General features: G+C 65.8%; 17 protein-coding genes. 3 read left to right on the plus strand and 14 right to left on the minus strand.

What is annotated here, in order from left to right:
- Positions 1-281: 281 nt before the first annotated feature.
- The gene (locus KBA48_RS13120) at positions 282-1412 is read right to left on the minus strand and encodes a pentapeptide repeat-containing protein (protein WP_292906994.1); all 1131 of its coding nucleotides are present in this window, start codon (positions 1410-1412) and stop codon (positions 282-284) included.
- A gap of 197 nt (positions 1413-1609) precedes the next feature.
- Between KBA48_RS13120 and KBA48_RS13125 the strand changes: the two genes are divergently transcribed.
- Positions 1610-2137, plus strand: coding sequence for a lysozyme (locus KBA48_RS13125; RefSeq protein ID WP_292906996.1), 528 nt, complete (start codon positions 1610-1612; stop codon positions 2135-2137).
- A 153-nt stretch (positions 2138-2290) separates the two neighbouring features.
- Here KBA48_RS13125 and pal read toward each other — a convergent pair whose 3' ends face one another.
- Together pal and KBA48_RS13135 are read right to left on the minus strand one after the other, a co-directional pair.
- Positions 2291-2818, minus strand: a complete 528-nt coding sequence (gene pal / locus KBA48_RS13130; protein WP_292906998.1) for a peptidoglycan-associated lipoprotein Pal — start codon at positions 2816-2818, stop codon at positions 2291-2293.
- 156 nt (positions 2819-2974) lie between these two features.
- The gene (locus KBA48_RS13135; RefSeq protein WP_292907000.1) at positions 2975-3553 is read right to left on the minus strand and encodes a YqgE/AlgH family protein; all 579 of its coding nucleotides are present in this window, start codon (positions 3551-3553) and stop codon (positions 2975-2977) included.
- A 162-nt stretch (positions 3554-3715) separates the two neighbouring features.
- On the opposite strand from KBA48_RS13135, the gene KBA48_RS13140 reads away from it, so the two are divergent.
- Positions 3716-4198: a peroxiredoxin gene (locus KBA48_RS13140; protein WP_292907002.1), complete on the plus strand. Its 483-nt coding sequence runs from the start codon at positions 3716-3718 to the stop codon at positions 4196-4198.
- A gap of 188 nt (positions 4199-4386) precedes the next feature.
- Here the strand turns inward: KBA48_RS13140 and KBA48_RS13145 are convergent, their stop codons facing one another.
- Positions 4387-4692 carry a ribbon-helix-helix domain-containing protein gene (locus KBA48_RS13145; protein ID WP_292907004.1) on the minus strand — a complete coding sequence of 102 codons (306 nt, stop codon included), beginning with the start codon at positions 4690-4692 and terminating at the stop codon, positions 4387-4389.
- A gap of 102 nt (positions 4693-4794) precedes the next feature.
- On the opposite strand from KBA48_RS13145, the gene KBA48_RS13150 reads away from it, so the two are divergent.
- Complete coding sequence (locus KBA48_RS13150; RefSeq protein WP_292907006.1) at positions 4795-5544, plus strand: LuxR family transcriptional regulator; 750 nt, start codon at positions 4795-4797, stop codon at positions 5542-5544.
- 10 nt (positions 5545-5554) lie between these two features.
- Here KBA48_RS13150 and recN read toward each other — a convergent pair whose 3' ends face one another.
- From recN to murC, 10 genes are all read right to left on the minus strand, one after another.
- Positions 5555-7231: a DNA repair protein RecN gene (gene recN / locus KBA48_RS13155; protein ID WP_292907008.1), complete on the minus strand. Its 1677-nt coding sequence runs from the start codon at positions 7229-7231 to the stop codon at positions 5555-5557.
- A gap of 88 nt (positions 7232-7319) precedes the next feature.
- Positions 7320-8081: an outer membrane protein assembly factor BamD gene (locus tag KBA48_RS13160; protein WP_292907028.1), complete on the minus strand. Its 762-nt coding sequence runs from the start codon at positions 8079-8081 to the stop codon at positions 7320-7322.
- A 236-nt stretch (positions 8082-8317) separates the two neighbouring features.
- Positions 8318-9124, minus strand: a complete 807-nt coding sequence (locus KBA48_RS13165; protein ID WP_292907010.1) for an ABC transporter substrate-binding protein — start codon at positions 9122-9124, stop codon at positions 8318-8320.
- 150 nt (positions 9125-9274) lie between these two features.
- Entirely contained in the window at positions 9275-10168 is an 894-nt protein-coding gene (gene lpxC, locus KBA48_RS13170) for a UDP-3-O-acyl-N-acetylglucosamine deacetylase (RefSeq protein WP_292907012.1), read from the minus strand.
- A 393-nt stretch (positions 10169-10561) separates the two neighbouring features.
- Positions 10562-12238: a cell division protein FtsZ gene (ftsZ, locus tag KBA48_RS13175; protein WP_292907014.1), complete on the minus strand. Its 1677-nt coding sequence runs from the start codon at positions 12236-12238 to the stop codon at positions 10562-10564.
- A gap of 127 nt (positions 12239-12365) precedes the next feature.
- Entirely contained in the window at positions 12366-13646 is a 1281-nt protein-coding gene (gene ftsA / locus KBA48_RS13180; RefSeq protein WP_292907016.1) for a cell division protein FtsA, read from the minus strand.
- Positions 13647-13659: 13 nt separating this feature from the next.
- Positions 13660-14580, minus strand: a complete 921-nt coding sequence (locus KBA48_RS13185) for a cell division protein FtsQ/DivIB (RefSeq protein ID WP_292907018.1) — start codon at positions 14578-14580, stop codon at positions 13660-13662.
- Positions 14568-15503 (minus strand): D-alanine--D-alanine ligase, encoded by a 936-nt coding sequence (locus KBA48_RS13190; RefSeq protein ID WP_292907020.1) that lies wholly within the window; start codon positions 15501-15503, stop codon positions 14568-14570. Before KBA48_RS13190 ends, KBA48_RS13185 begins: the two co-directional genes overlap by 13 nt.
- A gap of 239 nt (positions 15504-15742) precedes the next feature.
- Positions 15743-16690 carry a UDP-N-acetylmuramate dehydrogenase gene (gene murB, locus KBA48_RS13195; protein ID WP_292907022.1) on the minus strand — a complete coding sequence of 316 codons (948 nt, stop codon included), beginning with the start codon at positions 16688-16690 and terminating at the stop codon, positions 15743-15745.
- 2 nt (positions 16691-16692) lie between these two features.
- Complete coding sequence (gene murC, locus KBA48_RS13200) at positions 16693-18117, minus strand: UDP-N-acetylmuramate--L-alanine ligase (RefSeq protein WP_292907024.1); 1425 nt, start codon at positions 18115-18117, stop codon at positions 16693-16695.
- Positions 18118-18123: the final 6 nt, after the last annotated feature.

Below are 18123 nucleotides of genomic sequence, written 5' to 3' on the forward strand. Positions count from 1 at the left end.
GCGTGGTAAGGTCCGTGCGCGCAGAGCCGGTATCGGGAGGATGAGCCGCCATTAACATTCAGCCGTATGTTATTTTATTGCCATGCGGCCGAACAAGGACTGCCCATGCATGGTCAACGGGATATTGGCGTGTTCAATAGCAAAAGAAAATGATTAATAAGTTAATATTGCACCGCCAATACCATCAGCCCATGATCGCGACAAGATGCAGGGGAAGATTTGAAGGCGGCGGACATGGTGCTGGCCCGCGCGGATGGCGCCGGGCCCCAGGATTTTATAAATCAGGGCTCTTCCGGCATGCGGCATTCGCGCAGCACGGCACCGGAAAGTTGTCCGGATGTGATGACGCATTCCGAAAAGTTCGTCCACTCAATCGAGGCTCCGGCGAACCGGATGGCCAGCTTGCCGCCGCCACGCAGTTCCAGGTCGCCGAAATCGGCGCCATCAACGATGGTGTGCAACAGGCGGGCATTCTCCATGCCGGCCCCGCGCAGGTCGGCATTGGACAGTTCGGCATAGGCAAGGGTGGCGCCGTTGAAATCGGCGGCGGCCAGACGGGCATGCGCCAGCTTGGCCCCTGTCAGGTCGGCCCCACGGAAGGACACGGCCGACAATTCCCGGCCGCGCAGATCGACACCGCGCAGGGCCATGCCGGCAAAATCGGCCCGTGCCCCGGCGCGACCGCCGGAATTCACCCATTCCTCATGCGCGGCGACGATGCGGTCGGTTTCCTTCAGGTTGGCCAGATGCTCCTCGAATGCCGGGTTGCCCGCAAACAGGCGGCGGGTTTCATCATTCACGGTGAAGACGGCATTCTTGATATTGGCGCCGGTGAATTTCGCCCGCTCCATCTGTGCGCCCAGCAGCACCACACCCTGCATGTCGGCGCCCGACAGGTCGGCGCCCGACAGATCGGCATTGCGCATATTGACGCCGCGCAATCGCACATTGTGTAAAACGGCATCCTGCAGGGTCGCTTCCTCCATGTTGCAGAAGGAAAGGTCGGTGGTGAATTCCCGCTGCTTGGCGACGCCGCCGCTGTTCAGCGTGATGGAACCGACACGCATGTCGGACCCGGTCATCTTGGCCTGCTGCAGGTCCGATTTGTAGAAGCGGGTGCCACGCAGGTCGGCACGGGTGAAGTCGCAATGTTTCAGGTTGGCGCCGATGAACAGGCTGTTCGACAGGTTCGCCGCCTGGAAACTGCATCCTTCCAGGTCCGTGTAGGACAGGTTGCAGGCCAGCAGCAGGCATTGCGACAGATCGAAATTGTTCAGCTTGATGCCCGACAGGTTTTGCAGGCGCATCTCCAGCCGCTTGCCCGCGTGACCACGGGCGAAAAGCGTGTGCTGGGCCAGCATGACCTGCATGTCATGCGACGGCAATGTGTGGGCGCTCTGCGGTTTGTTCATGGGGCTGCTGCTTGATCCAACTTCCAGTTCAACTATGCCATACACGCAGGCGTGGGTAATCCACCAACATCTCCAAGCGGTCCTGGCCAAAAGACATATCCCTTGACCGGTCCCGCGCCGACCTCGCTCTTGACAGATATAGTAGGATTATGATCCTATAACATCCTGCATAGGGTTCAGCGCCGGAGTGTCCTGAAATGGCTAATGTCATCAACAAGGCAACCCTTGATCTGGTCAAACGGTTCGAGGGGCTGGGCGACGGCGACAAGGATCGGCCGGGGCTGCAGCCCTATATCTGTCCCGCCGGCTATTGGACTGTTGGTTATGGCCGGGTGGTGCGCGGCAGTGATGGCCGCATGTTCAAGGGCGAGGTGGACCGCCGTGCAGCCAACGCGGTCTATCCCGACGGGATCGACGAGCAACAAGCATCAACCTTCCTGGCAGAGGATATGGCGGAGGTGGGACGGCAGGTTGCCGCCAGAGTGACGGTGGCGCTGACCGGCAACCAGATCGGGGCTTGCGCTTCCTTCGCCTATAATGTCGGCATCGCTGCGTTCGCGAGCAGCACGCTGCTGAAGAAGCTGAATGTCGGGGATTTTGCCGCCGTCGCGGCACAGTTCCTGGTGTGGAACAAGGCCACCGATCCGCGCACGGGGCGCAAGGTGGAATTGCCGGGGCTGACCCGGCGGCGCCGGGCGGAACAGGCTCTGTTCCTTTCGCCCTGACAGATCCGGTGCCGCCTGCTGGTGGGCGGGACGACCCGATGGATGTCATACCGGTCTCCCTTGACCGTGACGGGTCAAGGGAGACTTCATGGTCTGTGACGCGCGTCGGTCTTTAATCGCCGGCTTCCTGTTCGCCTTAAGGTCGGATGGGCGTCAGTTCACCACACTGACCGCGCGGCGGTTCTGGGCCCAGACATCGGCGGATGAACCGGCCACGGCCGGACGTTCCTTGCCGAAGGACAAGGTCTGCAGGCGGCTGTTGTCGATGCCGTTGGCGGCCAGATAACGGCGAACGCTGTCGGCACGCTTCTGGCCCAGGGCCAGATTATATTCGCGCGTGCCGCGCTCGTCGCAATGGCCTTCGATGGTCAGGGTAATGGCCGGGTTGGCGCGCAGCCAGTCGGCCTGCTTGTCCAGGGTGGCGGCCGATTCCGGCGACACTTCGAACTGGTCCACGCCAAAGAAGACGCGGTCGCCGATCTGCGCCAACTGCTGCTGCGGTGACAGGTTCGAATTCAGGTTCGACTGCTCTACCCCGCCGGTGCCGCCGGTCCCGGCGCCGGGGAAGGCGGTGGTATAGCCACCGCCGCTGCTGGCGGCGTCCTTGTCGCTGTCGCGAACGGAGGAACAGGCGGCCAGCAGCATCAGCGGTGCCAGCAGCAGAAGATTTTTGCGCTTCATCTCTTGATCTCTCATTCCCAGATGTTTCCGCCGGCATTCAAGGCCGGCGACCCCACATCATCCAAGCCTGCGATTGCGGCGGGACTTGGACCAAAGCCGGGCCTGTGTTGGGCAGGGCCCAACATGGCACGGATCGGCGGGCGGGTGGCGGCCTGTTCAGGCGTGGCCGATATCCGATGACAGCATGGACAGGTTGATGCCCAGCTTGGCCAGGGCGCGTTCCCATTTGCCGTCCAGGTCGGCATCGAACAGGATGGCGCTGTCGGCCGGCGCATGCAGCCAGCCATTCTGCTGCATCTCCTGGTCCAACTGTCCGGGACCCCAGCCGGCATAGCCCAGCGCCAGGATGGCCCGTTCCGGCCCCTGTCCTTCGGCCACGGCACGCAGAATGTCGATTGTGGCGGTCAAGGTCACCTGATCGTCCACCGGCATGCTGCCTTCCTGATTATAGTCAGGACTGTGCAGGACAAAGCCGCGCCCCGATTCGACCGGCCCGCCGAAATGCACCCGCAGCTCCCGCGCCGGGCTGGTCACATCGATATCCAACTGGTGGAGAAGGCTGGTGAAGCTGATCCCGTCGAAAAGCCGGTTCACCACAAGGCCCATGGCCCCATCCGCATTGTGGGCGCAGATATAGATCACGGTTTTTTCAAACCGGGGGTCCGGCATCTGCGGCATTGCGATCAGCAGATGGCCGGTGAGCGAGGTCAGGGGCTTCTTCTGGGGCTGCGGCATGGGCGGATGACAGGCTGTCGTTGGGGAACATGATCATAGCAGCCGCCGTTGCCGCTGGGGCGGTTTTTCGACATGCGCCGTTTTGCTTGTCGCGGGGCCAGGGGTGGCCTAGAAACGGCCCATATGTTTTGCGTCAACAATCCCCATGGGGAGGACAAGCAGATGAGCGTGAAGGTTGGCGACCGCGTCCCGTCGGTCACTCTGAAGCACCTGACCGAATCCGGCATGCAGGAGGTGAGCACCGACGACCTGTTCAAGGGCAAGAAGGTCGTCCTGTTCTCCGTTCCCGGTGCCTTCACCCCCACCTGCTCGGCCAAGCACCTGCCGGGCTTCGTGGACAATGCCGAAGCCTTCAAGGCCAAGGGCGTCGAGGATATCGTCTGCCTGGCCGTGAACGATCCGTTCGTGATGCAGGCCTGGGGCAAGGTCAACAATGTCGCCGGCAAGGTCACCATGCTGCCCGACGGTAATGGCGCCCTGACCAAGGCCCTGGGTCTGGAAATGGACGGCACGGCCTATAATCTGGGTCATCGCGGCCAGCGCTTCGCCCTGGTGGCGGATGATGGCGTGATCACCCGTCTGGACGTGGAAAAGCCCGGCGCCTTCGAGGTGTCGAGCGCCGAATATGTCCTGAAGAACCTGTGATACCAGCAGCCTTTAATCCCGAAGGTTCGGGATTAAAGGCTTCGGCGGCATGGGCCGCCGCCGCGCCAGGCGGCGCGGATACCATCGGTCAAACATTGGCCGATGGCATGTCCAGGGGAGCGGACCGGGCCTGCCCATCCGTCGGGGGCGGCCCGGGGTGGGACCGGCCCGGTCCGCTCCACCCGTCTTCAATCCTGGCGATAAAAAGCCAGGATGAAGCTGCGTAGGGCCGACGCCAGACTGGCGCGCGGCCGGCAATGTTGTGCCACCTGTTCAACAATGAAGGCCACCATCACGGCTTCCACCCGGCCGATGTCGTCCAGCGCCATCCAGAGGTCGGGCGGCAGACGGACCGTCTGCATCTCCCCATCAATCAGGAAGGAGCGCTGCTGGCACGGCGCGTTCGGCGTGGCCGGGGTCAGGTGAAGTCCCTGGTGGGCGGCAAGGCCCGCCGTGGCGTCGTCGTTATCATGGTGCTGGCGTTTCGTTGACATGGTGACCCAGTAGGCCAGAGTTCAACGCCGTCCGACACTGTCTGTTCAGACAGGGGCTGCTGGCTGTATCCTGCTGTTTCCCCGGAACTGCCGCGTGCTTGAATGCCGACATTGGACAACGCTCTTGGCGACATACAGGCCTGCGACAATCTGGACCGGCTTCACGGCGTGTTCCTGTCCCTCTGCCGGCGGCTGGGTTTCGCCAGTTTCAGCTATGTGGATGTGCGCGGGTTGCGCAGCGGCGAAGTGCTGCCCTTTTTCCAGACCAGCGTCAGGACGGATTTCGCCCGGACCTATCAGGACGAGGGGTTCATCCTGCACGATCCCGTCTTCAACCGCGCCGCCACCACGAACGCCCCTTTCCGCTGGTCCGATCTTCCCGAATTCTCCCTGACATCGTCAGTTGGCCGTGCCAGCCGACAGCGACAGGTGCTGGAGAGCGCGTACGACCATGGCTACACGGAGGGGTACGTGCTGCCGGTCCACGCGCTCGACGCGGCCGGCCGGCCCGCCTCCTCCTTGCTGTCGCTTTATTGGACGCAGCGGCCGGCGGAAATGGGACTATCGGTGCCCAGTTGGCTGCGGCTGGTGGCGCTGGCCTATCACGAGAAGGCCCTGGCCCTGCGCGGCGTGCGCGAGGGAGTGACGCCGCCCCCGCCCCTGACGGGCCGTGAACGTGACTGTCTGCTGTGGGCCTGCCGGGGAAAGACCATCGCGGAAACCGCCATCATCCTGACCATTTCTGACCGGACGGTGAAGTTCCACATGGAAAACGCCATGCAGAAGCTGGGCGTTCACAACAAGTTCCACGCCATCGCCATGGCGATCCAACTGGGGATCATCGCGCCATAGGGTTACGGGTTCATCCCCGCCCGGCCAGCAGGCTTTCCGCCGCCGCGCGCGCCGCCTGGGTGATCTCCGCCCCCGACAGCATGCGGGCAACCTCTTCCAGCCGCTCCTGCGGGGACAGGGCAACCACCTCTGTGGCCGTGCGGCCGGCGCTGACCTTCTTGCGCACGTTCCAGTGATGGGCGCCGCGCGCCGCGACCTGCGGGCTGTGGGTGACGACCAGCACCTGCAGGTCATGCTGGCCCAGCCGGGCCAGACGTTCGCCGATGGCATCGGCCACGGCCCCGCCGACGCCGGTATCAACCTCATCGAACACCAGGGTCGGCACGGTGCCCACCTGCGCCAGCACCACCTTCAGCGCCAGCATGAAGCGCGCCAGTTCGCCGCCCGACGCGATCTTGGCCAGGGCCCCTGGCGGGGTGCCGGGGTTGGTGGCCACCTGGAAGGCGATGTCGTCGATGCCCGACGCGCTCCACCCATCCTCGCCCACCTGTTCCACCTTTGTGGCGAAACGGGCCTTCTCCAGGCGCAGGGGCTTCAGTTCGGCCGCCACCGCCTGGTCCAGCTTGCCGGCGGCCTTGGACCGGGCGGCGGACAGGGCGCGCGCGGCCTCCAGATAGGCGGCCTTGGCTGTTTCCGCCTGGGTCGCCAGCTTGGACAGGAGATCGCCCTGATCCTCGATCAGGTTCAGCTTGGCCGCCATGGCGGTGCGCAGGGCGACAAGGCCGTCCACGTCGGTGCCATGCTTGCGCGCGGCGGCGCGCAGGGCGAACAGCCGCTCCTCGATCTTGTCCAGGTTGCCGCCGTCGCTGTCCATGTCGGCGGCAAAGCCCTGGATGGCGCGTGACGCGTCTCCCACTTCGCTGGCCGCCTGATCCAGGACGGAGATGATGGGGTCCAGCTTGCCGCCGGCCTTGTCCGCGATGCGCGACAGGGTGCGGAGCGCCGATGCCAGGGCGCGTTCGGCGCCGCGTTCACCCGACAGTTCGGTGGACGCCTGGGTCAGGCTCTCGATCAGTTTCTCGCGGTGCTGAAGCACGACGCGCTGTTCGGCCAGGGACTTTTCCTCGCCCTCCTCGGGGGACAGCTGGTCCAGTTCCTCCACGGCGTGGCGCAGATAATCCTCTTCGGCGCGCGCGCGATTGGCATCGGCCGCGGCCGTCAGCCTTGCCTGTTCCACCTGCCGCCAGGCCCGCCAGGATGCCGCCACCTTCTGCCCTTGCACCGACAACTGGGCGTAATCATCCAGCAGGTCACGGTGGGTGCGGGGGTCCAGAAGACCATGGGTGTCGAACTGGCCATGCACCTCCACCAGCGTTTCGCCCAGCCGGCGCAGCAGGGTGACGCCCACCGGCTGGTCATTCACGAAACAGCGGGAGCGGCCGTCACTGGTCAGGGTGCGGCGGATGACCAGATTATCCTCCACCTCCAGTTCCTGCTCACGCAGGATGGCGAAGGCGGGATGGTCGCCACGCCGGCCCAGGTCGAACTCGGCCGTGACGCTGGCCTGTTCGCTGCCATGGCGGACCAGCGAACTGTCGCCGCGCGCGCCCAGTGCCAGACCCAGCGCATCCAGCAGGATCGACTTGCCGGCGCCCGTTTCCCCCGTCAGCACACACAGGCCCGGCTGGAACGCCAGCGTCAGGCGTTCGATCAGGACAACGTCGCGGATCGACAGGGTGACAAGCATGGCAGCGCCGGGGAATTGGGGAAGGGGAGCTTAAGGGGGGCCGGGTGATCCACGCTTCAAACCACCTGGTAGAAGCGTGGATCGCACATCAGAACAGCCAGTCGACGGCCCGCTGGAACAGGGACGGCTTCTCGCCGCGTTCGCTGCGGTTCATCAAGGCATAGGTGTACTGGTACCAGACGGAACCGGGATAATTATGGCCCAGCAGGGCGGCATTGGCCTGCGCCTCTTCCCGGATGCCCAGCGCCAGATAGGATTCGACCAGACGGTGCAGGGCCTCCGGCACATGGCTGGTCGCCTGATATTCGTCGATGACGCGGCGGAAGCGCTTGATGGCGCCCATATACTCGCCGGTCGCCAGATAGAAGCGCCCGACCTCCATGTCCTTGCCGGCCAGATGATCGCGGGTCAGGTCGATCTTCAACCGCGCATCGCGGGCATAGGGGCTGGTGGGGAAGCGGCGGACCACTTCGTTCAGGTTCTTCAGCGCCTCATACGTCGTGCCCTGGTCGCGGCGCACGTCGCTGATCCGTTCGTAATTGCACAATGCCTTCAGATAGAAGGCATAGGCGGCATTGCGGTTGCCGGGGTGCAGCGCGATGAAGCGGTCGAGCGTGGTGATGGCGTCATCATAGCGCAGGGCCTGATAATGCGAATAGGCGGCCATCAACTGCGCGCGCACGGCCCATTGGCTGTAGGGGTGCTGGCGCTCGACCTCGTCGAACAGCAGCGCCGCCTTCGTGTAGTTGCGGTTGTCGATGGCGTTGGACGCCTCCGAATAGATCTGTTCGACCGGCCGCTCGACATAAGGCAACTCGTCCTTCTTGCCCGAGCAGGCGGCGAGGAACATAAGGGCGACCGGCGCCAGATGGCGGAGGACACGGGCGCGGCGGTTCGGACGTTCGGTGCGGAGCATCGGCAAGGACAACCAAGCAGCAAGCATGAATGCGGGATGCCTTATAGCACGCACGGGACCGCGACCGCCAAGCGGCAAACGTCACACGCAGGCACCGAAAGGCGCTTTTCGCGGAAGATGGGGGTGAATCCTGGCGGAACCATGGCGGCGACGGGACCCGTCGCCTATCGCTATGGCGGCGGGCGGCTGGCTTCCAGCACGGACTCCGGCCGATCGTGGGCCAGGGCCCGGTTGAAACGGCGGCGCAGCGCCTCGCCTTCCGCACCGGGCCGGAAACAGACATGCAGGCTCTTGTCCTCCAGCAGCCGGGGATTGAAGCGCAGAGCCGCGCGCAAGGGTCGCAGGGCCGGGTCGGTGGACAGGAGATGGGCCAGCACATTGGCGTCGATCACCACCAGATCCAGACGCCCGGCCGCCAGCTTGCGCAGGTTGGTGGCATCGTCCACCGCCGGCTCCGCGATCAGGCGCCCGTCGGCGACCGCGCGGTCGAAACCGTCTGTATTGACATAGCCGCGCACGGTGCCGATGCGCCTGCCCGCAAGGTCGGCCAGTCCCCGCCAGTCCACGGGTGCCGCCACCCGCTCGGCAAAGCCCAGGGGGCTGCTGCCGATGGGGTTGGACAGCAGGCATTGGCCCTGGTCCAGGGCGGCGGTGCGGTATTCCGGGAAATAACCGGCACGGCCCTGCGCCTTCAATCCGGTGGTGACGGCGCGCTGCCAGGGCAGGAACTCCACCTCCAGCATCAGGCCGGCCCGCGCCAGGGTGCGTTCGACAATGGCGGTCGACAGGCCGCGGTTGGGCAGGTCGGGGCCGCTGAAAGGCGGCCAGTCAAGGCTGGTCAGCCGCACCGTAGATGCAATGCCTTCAGGGGCTTTATCGGCATGCACCATGGTGGCGGCCAGCAGCAGCGTCAGGCAAGCCGTGGCCAGGCCCCGAAGGCGGGCGGGTAGCAGGCTGGGATAGGGCCGTCGCGACATTGCTCACCTTCGGAACGAGGGTGATTGTGCCCGACGGCGGCGGCCAGTCCAGTGACAGTCCCGTGAAAAAAGGCGCCGGGATCACCGGCGCCTCTGTGCATGCCGTCGACGCCTTCAACCCCGATCTGTCGGGATTGAAGGCCGCGGGTATTACGCCACTGCGGCGCGGTTGTCCCAGACCTCGGCATCTTCCCAGCGCCAGGCGGTGGCGTCGGCGAACATGGCCCGCAGGATGCCATTATTCATGGCATGGCCCGGACGCAGGCCCTGGTAATGCCCCAGGATCGGGCCACCGGCCAGATACAGGTCGCCAACGGCGTCCAGGATCTTATGGCGGATGAACTCGTCCGTATGGCGCAGGCCGCCGGGATTCAGCACCCGATCCCCCTCGATGACCACGGCATTGTCCAGCGAACCGCCCTGACCCAGGCCGGCCTTGCGCATCGCTTCGACCTCATGCGCGAAGCCGAAGGTCCGGCAATCGGCCACCTCTGCCTTGAAGGCGCCATCGGTCAGTCGCAGGAAACCTTCCTGACGGCGGATCAGGGCCGTGTTCTCATACACGATCTCGGCCCGGAAGCTGCTGACCGGGGACGGTGACAGGCTGACGATCTTGTCGCCATCCTGAACGCGCACATCCTTCAGGACCCGGATCACGCGGCGGGGCTGTTCCTGCTGCTGGATGCCGGCACATTCGATCAGGAAAACGAAGGGGGCCGAACTGCCATCCATGATGGGCAATTCCGGCGCGTCCACTTCCACCACGACATTGTCGATGTTCAGCCCGCGCAGGGCCGCCATCAGATGCTCGATGGTGCCGATGGTGGTGCCCTGCTGGTTCTTCAGCAGGGTACACAGACGCGTATCCGACACCAGATCCCAGCGGGCCGGGATGGCGGCGCGGTCGGCGGGCACATCGGTGCGGATGAAGGTGATGCCATGGTCAACCGGGGCAGGCCGCAAGGTCATGCGGACGCGGCGTCCCGAGTGGAGACCGATGCCGGCGCAGTTGATGGTGCTCTTGAGCGTCTGTTGCCAGGACATGGGCTTGTCCCTTTCCATGAGATCGACAGTAACGCCCCCTGATGCGAAAAGCCAGCAGCCGGACCCACATGACCGATCCCGATTTCGTACAGGGTCGGTTATAGGGCGCAACGCCATCCCACCTGCGCTGCAATGCGGTGCCGCTGATCTCCGCAGCATGAAAATGCCAGAAGCCCTGTCCAGGTTCAAATCACTCTTTATTACCAATTGTTACGAAACACATTGGTAAGTACCTGAAACCCCTTCACAATTTTGACGGAAATGTGGCGGGACCCAAAAGGGAAAGGGCCGGTCCCCGCCGGACCGGCCCCTTGTGCAGTGCGATAAGTGTTTGATACTGAACGAAGTTCACGAGTCCTTCACCTCCGCCGGCAAGGACCCGGAACGCCATTTTCAGTTGGCCTGACGACGCAGGAAGGCCGGGATATCCAGCATTTCCTCCTCGCTGGGGGTCGCCTTGGCGCGCGGTGCGGGCTCGGCATGGGCTGCCGGCTGCGGCGCCGGGGCGGGCTGGCGGGCCTGGCTGTGGAACTGCGGCGCCGGTTGCGGTGCCGGGGCCGGCATGCGCGGGGCGGCCGGGGCCGGCTGCGGGCTGCCACCGCCGAACAGCTTGGAGAACAGGCCGCGCTTTTCAGGCTGCGGTGCCGGCGGCACGAATCGCTCCGGTGCCGTCGGCTGGTTGCTGCGCGGCGCGCCCTCGGCCGCACGCGGCGGGATGAAGGCATCGTCGCGGCGGGGCGGAGCGGCCGGACGCATGTCCGAGGGGCGCAGTTCCTGCCCGGCCATGGCGGGGGCCGGCTGCGGTGCGGTGGCGGCCGCCATGGCCGCTGCGGCCTGCACCTCGGCGGCGGGTGCTTCCACCACGGGGTGCTGGGCCTCGGCAACGGCCGCGCCCGGCATGGGGGCGGGCGTCATCGGGGCGAAGGCCGCGGCGGCACCGGGAATGGCCGCCGGCTGCAAGGCCGGGCGGGCCGGGATTGGATTGGCGGGGGCGGCCGGGATGCTGGCGGCGGCACCGGTGGCGGTGGCCGGAACCGGGGCGACGCGGCGGCCCGACACGACCTGCAACTGCGGCTGGCCCACCGGCGGACGCTGCTGCACGGCATTGTCGATGCCGGTGGCGACGACGGAAACCCGCATCTTGCCGGACATGGTCTCGTCGAAGGTGGAGCCGAAGATGATGTTGGCTTCGGGGTCGACCTCGTCACGGATGCGGTTCGCGGCCTCGTCCACCTCGAACAGGGTCATGTCGTGACCGCCCGTGATGTTGATCAGCACGCCGCGGGCACCCTTCATGCTGATATCGTCCAGCAGCGGGTTGTTGATGGCGGCTTCGGCGGCATCGATGGCGCGGCGGTCGCTGTCGGACTCGCCGGTGCCCATCATGGCCTTGCCCATCTCGCTCATGACCGTGCGGATGTCGGCGAAGTCCAGGTTGATCAGGCCGGGCATGACCATCAGGTCGGTCACGCCGCGCACGCCTGCATGCAGTACGTCGTCGGCCATCTTGAAGGCGTCGGCGAAGGTCGTCTTCTCGTTGGCGATGCGGAACAGGTTCTGGTTCGGGATGATCAGCAGCGTATCGACATACTGCGCCAGCTCGGAGATACCGCTTTCAGCGGTACGCATGCGGTGCGCGCCTTCGAAATTGAAGGGCTTGGTCACCACGCCGACGGTCAGGATGCCCTGTTCACGCGCCGCCCGGGCGATGACGGGAGCGGCACCGGTGCCCGTGCCACCGCCCATGCCGGCGGTGATGAAGCACATGTTGGTGCCCGACAGATGGCCCAGGATCTCTTCCAACTGCTCTTCAGCGGCAGCGCGGCCCACATCGGGGCGCGACCCGGCACCCAGGCCGCGGGTGATGGTGGAGCCAAGCTGCACCCGCTTGGAGGCCAGATTGCCCTGCAGGGCCTGCGCGTCGGTGTTGGCCACCACGAACTCGACCCCTTCCAGGTTGGAACGGATCATGTTGTTGACGGCGTTGCCACCGGCACCGCCGACACCGAAGACGGTGATGCGGGGCTTGGTCTGCACTTCGACGCTGGGGATACCGAGTTTGATGCTCATCTGGCGGGACTCCTCTGGCGGGGGAGGGGAATTCGGGAAGGGCGGCGGAGGAACGTAAACGGTCTGGGTTCAGGCTTTGGCTGCCGTCATCGGCGGGCGCTGGGCCTGCGGCCGGGTCTTCGGGTCATCATAGATTCTCCCGGAGCCAGCCATTGACGCGGCCCCACAGGCCCGCTGATTTCTCAGGGGCCGGGGCCAGCGCCGGCATTTCGTGGTTCTGCTGCATGGCATAGGCCAGCAGACCGGCGGCGGACGCGAAGGCCGGGCCGGAAACATTGGTGGCCAGCCCGCCGATGCGCAGCGGACGACCCAGGCGCACCTGCTTGTCCAGCACATTGGCGGCCAGTTCGCGCACACCCGAAAGCTGGCTGGCGCCGCCGGTCAGCACCACGCGCCGGCCGGCGGCCTTGGCGAAGCCGGACCCGTCCAGGCGCCCATGCACCAGTTCGAAAATCTCTTCCATGCGCGGCTGGATGATGCCGACCAGGAGGGATTTCGGCACATGGTTGGTCTGGCCGCGTTCCTCCTCGCCCACCTGGGGCACGTCGATCATCTCCCGCTCGTCCGACACGGCGGACACGGCGGAACCGAACAGCGTCTTCAGCCGCTCGGCCTGGGCCACCGGCGTGGTCAGGCCACGGGCGATGTCGTTGGTGACATGGCCGCCGCCCAGTGGGATGCTGTCGCACCAGACCATCTTGCCGTCATTGAACACGGCCATGCTGGTGGTACCGCCGCCCATGTCGATGACGGTGACGCCCAGTTCCATCTCGTCTTCCACCAGGCAGGACAGGCCGGCGGCATAGGGGCTCATCACGAAGCTTTCGACGCCCAGATGGCAGCGGCCGACGCAGGTGGACAGGTTGCGCACAGGGCCGGCGGCAGCCGTCACCACATTCATGCGCACGCCCAGCCGCTCGCCCACCATGCCGCGCGGATCGCGGATGCCCTTGGTGCCGTCAATGGCGTAGCCGACGGGGATGGAATGGATCAGTTCCGCATCGGACGATACGTCCAGCTTGCGCGCCTCGGCCAGGGCGCGGCGCACATCGCCGTCACCGATCTCCGCCCCCGTGACGGCCGTCTCCGCGATCAGGGTCTGGCTCTCCGGCTGGCCGCCCGACAGGCTGACCAGCACATCGCGGATCTGCTCCCCCGCCATGGTTTCCGCCGCATGCACGGTGGTGCCAATGGCGGCTTCCGCCGCTTCCATGTCGACGATGCCGCCGGAGCGCACGCCACGGCTGATCTGGTGGCCGATGCCGACCACGCGGATGCTGCCGGGGTCATCGACCTTGGCGATGAAGCAGACGATCTTGCTCGACCCCACATCCAGGGCGGCGATGGTGCCGCCGCGGGGGACCTTGCGGGACTTGGTTCGGGTGTTGAGGGCGCCGGGAAATGCCATGTTCGCCGCTTCCTCAGGTCTTCTGCTTCTTTTCGGGGGGCTTGCGGCGCAAATCGGCCGCAGCGGCGGAAGTCTGGATCGACAGCCGGTCGCGGATGCGCAGGTCGATGGCGACCACATCCTTGTTCAGCACATCGTGTGTCTGATTGACCATGGCCAGTTGGTGCAGCGCCTCGGCCACGTCATGCTCGGGCAGCTTGATATCGACGCCGTTCTTCAGGCGCAGGTCCCAGCGGCGGCCGCCGACCAGCACCGCCGCCTCCACCAACTGGCCGATGCTGGGTTCCTTGGCCAGGGTGTGCAGCAGGGCGGGGCCACGCTTGGGCGCGTCGGGGCCAACCAGCAGCGGCAGGTTGGGCCATTTGGACAGGTCGCTGGCCGTCAGCACGATGCCGTCGGCATCGATCAGGCGCATCTGCCGGTCCTGCTGCCACAGGGCCATGGGCTCGCGCTCGACGATGGTCAGCGCGATGGTGTCGGGCAGGCGGCGTTCGACGCGCGCATGGCGCACCCAGGGGATCTGCTCCAGCGCAGCGCGGGCGTGATGCGGGTCAAAGGCCAGGATGGGGGCGCCGCGATGCACCTCCAGCGCCGCCAGCAGGTCGGCCGGTGCCGCCTTTTCCCGTCCCACGACCGTGACATCCTGCACCGACAGGCCGGCTTCCACACTGGCCGTCAGCACCTTCTCCGTCGCCGAATGGGTCAGCATCTGGGCATAGCCGGTACCCCAGGCCCAGGCGCCGACAGCCACCAGCGCCAGCACCGGCGCCGCCCGGCGGCCGATCTTCATGGCCGGCTCCGCCCAGCGCGGCAGGGCGCGGCGGCGGTTCGCCTCCTGCGCGGCGCGCAGGGTGGCGCGCTTCTGCGTCTCCGCAAAGCGGGCGCGGGGATTATCGCTGGTGGTCGGGGGGGCTGTCGGCGTCACGCGTGGCATCGGGCATGCTCCACTATCCAGGCGCAGAGATCGGCGTAGCTGATGCCCAGCGAGGCCGCCTGTTCGGGCAGCAGGGAGGTCGGCGTGAAGCCGGGCTGGGTATTGGTTTCCAGGAAGCACAGGCCGGACGTGCCGGGCCTGGCATCATCCCAGCGGAAATCGGTGCGCGACACGCCCGAACAGCCCAGCACCTGATGGGCCAGCAGCGCCAGACGCTTGGCCTCCTCCGCCACGTCGGCCGGAATGTCCGCGGGGCAGACATGGACGGAACCGCCATCGGCGTATTTCGCCTCGTAATCGTAAAAGGCGGTCTTGGGCACGATTTCCGTCACGGTCAGGGCGCGGTCGCCCATGACACCCACGGTCAGCTCACGGCCGGGAATGAACTTTTCCACCAGCACGCGGCGGCCATAGACCCAGCTATCCTCCTCCAGCACCGTGAAATTGTCGTTCTCCCGCACGATGCGCACGCCGACGCTGGAGCCTTCGTCCACCGGCTTCACGACATAGGGCGGCGGCAGGACATGGCCGGCCAGCACCTGTTCCTTGGTGGCGATCACGCCATCGGCCACGGGCATGCCGACCGTGGACAGGATGCGCTTGGTCAGGGCCTTGTCCATGGCGACGGCCGAGGCCATCACGCCGGAATGGGTATAGGGCACGCCCAGATATTCCAGCACACCCTGGATCAACCCATCCTCGCCGCCCTTGCCATGCAGGGCGTTGAAAATGACGTCGGGATGGGGCGTCAAGGCCGCGATCAGACCAGCCAGGTCGCGCTGCACATCAATGCAGGTGACCTTGTAGCCCTTGCTTTCCAATGCCTCGGCGATGCGGGACCCGCTGACCAGGGACACTTCCCGCTCCGCAGACCAGCCGCCCAGCAGGACGGCGACATGCTTCGAACGGATTTCCGTACCCATCACAACAGTTCCCCCATTGGCGGACGCGTGGTGACGCGTCGCCATCCCTGCCGGCCCTTCCGGCAACTTTCGCGATAACGCAAGATGTGGTGTGGGGCGGCCCCAGCTTTCCCACAAGATTCGGTGTAAGCGACGGATAAAGGGCCTGCAAGCGCCAAAATCGACGCCTTTTAAAAAAGCGACTCGGGGCTTGGCCACCTGTTGCAACGGAGACTCACATTTGAAAGCGAGGGTGGCATTCATGACTCACCCCCATTCGAACGGGGTAGTCCGATCCGCCGTATTTCCCAGCGCAAATCAACGCCACTCTTCGCTTTCACGCGGGCGCGGACTTCCTCACCGAGCGATTCGATATCGTGGGCCGTTGCGTCACCCAGGTTCAGCAGGAAGTTGCAATGTTTCTCGCTGATCTGCGCGCCGCCGATGGTCAATCCGCGACAACCGGCCGCATCGATCAACTGCCAAGCCTTGTGTCCCTCGGGGTTGGCGAAGGTGGAGCCACCGGTGCGGGCGCGCACGGGCTGGCTGTCGGCGCGGGCCTGCTGGATGGCGTCGATCCGGGCCTGGATGGCGGCAGGATCGTCGGGCCGGCCCTGGAAGGTGGCGCGGGTGAAGATCACATCGTCGGGCACGCCGCAATGGCGGTAGGTCAGGTGCAGATCGTCCAGCGTGTAGCTGCGCTTCACCCCCCGCCGGTCGATACCGTCCGCCGACACGATGACATCCACTGTCTCCGCGCCATAGGCGCCGCCATTCATGCGCACCGCACCGCCAATGGTGCCCGGAATGCCCGACAGGAATTCCAGCCCGGCCAGCCCGGCGCCCTGCGCCGTCAGCGCCACGTTCAGGTCCAGGGCGCCGGCGCCCGCGATGATCCGGTCGCCCTCGACCATCACCTCTGCGAACGGCCCGCCCAGGCGGATGACCACGCCGGGCACGCCCCCGTCGCGGACCAGCAGGTTGCTGGCCACGCCGATGACCGTCACCGGCACATCGGCCGGGCAATGGGTCAGGAAATAGGACAGGTCGTCCTCATCCGCCGGACGGAACAGGGCCTCCGCCTTGCCGCCCACGCGGAACCAGGTGCCGGGGCCCAGCGGCGCGTCCGCGGTCAGCCGTCCCCGGATCTCGGGGGCGGCCATCCGCAACCGGTCGGTCAGCGCCTGTCCATCCAGCACCCGTTCCATGGTCAGTCGCCCCCCTTGTTCAGGGTGGCCAGCTTGTCCAACTCGCCCGGCAGGCTGTTGGCCCATTGCGTGATGGTGCCGGCGCCCAGGCAGACCACCATGTCGCCGGGCTTGGCCATCTCGGCGATCAGGCTGGGCAGGGCGGCGGGGCTGGACAGGGACGTGACGTTGCGGTGGCCGCGCACGCGCAGGCCTTCCACCAGATCATCCTTCGACGCGCCCTCGATCGGCTGCTCGCCGGCGGCATAGACATCGGCCACGACGACGGCGTCGGCATCGTTGAAACAGGTGCAGAATTCCGCGAACAGGCTTTGCAGGCGGGAATAGCGGTGGGGCTGCACCACCGCGATGGTACGGCCCGTGCCGGCCATGCGCGCGGCCTTCAGCACGGCGGCGATCTCGACCGGATGGTGGCCGTAATCATCGATGACAACGATGCCGTTGCTCTCGCCCGTCTTGGTGAAGCGGCGCTTCACGCCCGTGAACCTGGTGTAGGAGGTGCGGATGCTGTCGTCGCTGATGCCCAGGCTGATGGCGACCGCGATGGCGGCCAGCGAATTCTGGACATTGTGCAGACCATACATGGGCAGATGGATGCCCGTGATGGTGCGTGCCTCCGACGCGGCGCGGTCCGACAGTTCCACGTCGTAATAGCAGCCCGATGTGTTGGTCACGATATTGACGGCGCGCACATCGGCCTGCGGGCTGAACCCATAGGTGACCACGCGGCGGTCAACCCGGCCCAGCATGGCCTGGACCTCCGGATGGTCGATGCACAGGGCGGCAAAACCATAGAAGGGGATATTCTCGACAAACCGGTCGAAGGCCTTCCGCTCCTCCTCGAACGTCCCGTAATGGTCCAGATGCTCCGGGTCCATGTTGGTGACGATGCCGATGGTGGAAGGAAGCTTGGTGAAGGTGCCATCGCTTTCATCGGCCTCCACCACCATCCAGTCGCCGCTGCCCAGCTTGGCGTTGGTGCCCAGCGAATTGATGATGCCGCCATTGATGATGGTCGGGTCCATGGCCCCGCCTTCCAGCAGGGCCGCCACCATGCTGGTGGTGGTGGTCTTGCCATGGGTACCGGCCACCGCGATCGACCATTTCAGGCGCATCAGCTCCGCCAGCATTTCGGCCCGGCGCACCACGGGGATCATGCCGGCGCGGGCCGCCACGACCTCCGGATTGTCCTTCTTCACAGCGGACGAGATGACCAGAACGGCAGCGTCGCCCAGGTTTTCGCCCCGGTGCCCGATCTCCACCTTGATGCCCAGCTTGCGCAGGCGCTGGACATTATAATTGTCGGCCATGTCGCTGCCCTGCACGGCATAGCCCAGATTGTGCAGCACCTCGGCGATGCCGGACATGCCGATGCCGCCGATACCGACGAAATGCAGGGTTCCGATGTTCAGCGGCAGGGCCCGCATGGGTCA

Origin of the sequence: Niveispirillum sp., from assembly GCF_017996735.1 — a bacterium.
Taxonomy (GTDB): Bacteria; Pseudomonadota; Alphaproteobacteria; order Azospirillales; family Azospirillaceae; genus Niveispirillum.

Bases quoted from the DNA above. Each gene is read 5' to 3' on its own strand.
- KBA48_RS13160 (WP_292907028.1), bottom strand. From the start codon at position 8,081: ATGTTCCTCGCCGCCTGCTCGGGCAAGAAGGACGAGTTGCCTTATGTC.
- KBA48_RS13145 (WP_292907004.1), bottom strand. From the start codon at position 4,692: ATGTCAACGAAACGCCAGCACCATGATAACGACGACGCCACGGCGGGC.
- KBA48_RS13140 (WP_292907002.1), top strand. From the start codon at position 3,716: ATGAGCGTGAAGGTTGGCGACCGCGTCCCGTCGGTCACTCTGAAGCAC.
- ftsZ (WP_292907014.1), bottom strand. From the start codon at position 12,238: ATGAGCATCAAACTCGGTATCCCCAGCGTCGAAGTGCAGACCAAGCCC.
- KBA48_RS13125 (WP_292906996.1), top strand. From the start codon at position 1,610: ATGGCTAATGTCATCAACAAGGCAACCCTTGATCTGGTCAAACGGTTC.
- lpxC (WP_292907012.1), bottom strand. From the start codon at position 10,168: ATGTCCTGGCAACAGACGCTCAAGAGCACCATCAACTGCGCCGGCATC.
- KBA48_RS13120 (WP_292906994.1), bottom strand. From the start codon at position 1,412: ATGAACAAACCGCAGAGCGCCCACACATTGCCGTCGCATGACATGCAG.
- KBA48_RS13185 (WP_292907018.1), bottom strand. From the start codon at position 14,580: ATGCCACGCGTGACGCCGACAGCCCCCCCGACCACCAGCGATAATCCC.
- KBA48_RS13165 (WP_292907010.1), bottom strand. From the start codon at position 9,124: ATGTCGCGACGGCCCTATCCCAGCCTGCTACCCGCCCGCCTTCGGGGC.
- KBA48_RS13190 (WP_292907020.1), bottom strand. From the start codon at position 15,503: ATGGGTACGGAAATCCGTTCGAAGCATGTCGCCGTCCTGCTGGGCGGC.
- murB (WP_292907022.1), bottom strand. From the start codon at position 16,690: ATGGAACGGGTGCTGGATGGACAGGCGCTGACCGACCGGTTGCGGATG.
- murC (WP_292907024.1), bottom strand. From the start codon at position 18,117: ATGCGGGCCCTGCCGCTGAACATCGGAACCCTGCATTTCGTCGGTATC.
- ftsA (WP_292907016.1), bottom strand. From the start codon at position 13,646: ATGGCATTTCCCGGCGCCCTCAACACCCGAACCAAGTCCCGCAAGGTC.
- KBA48_RS13150 (WP_292907006.1), top strand. From the start codon at position 4,795: ATGCCGACATTGGACAACGCTCTTGGCGACATACAGGCCTGCGACAAT.
- KBA48_RS13135 (WP_292907000.1), bottom strand. From the start codon at position 3,553: ATGCCGCAGCCCCAGAAGAAGCCCCTGACCTCGCTCACCGGCCATCTG.
- recN (WP_292907008.1), bottom strand. From the start codon at position 7,231: ATGCTTGTCACCCTGTCGATCCGCGACGTTGTCCTGATCGAACGCCTG.
- pal (WP_292906998.1), bottom strand. From the start codon at position 2,818: ATGAAGCGCAAAAATCTTCTGCTGCTGGCACCGCTGATGCTGCTGGCC.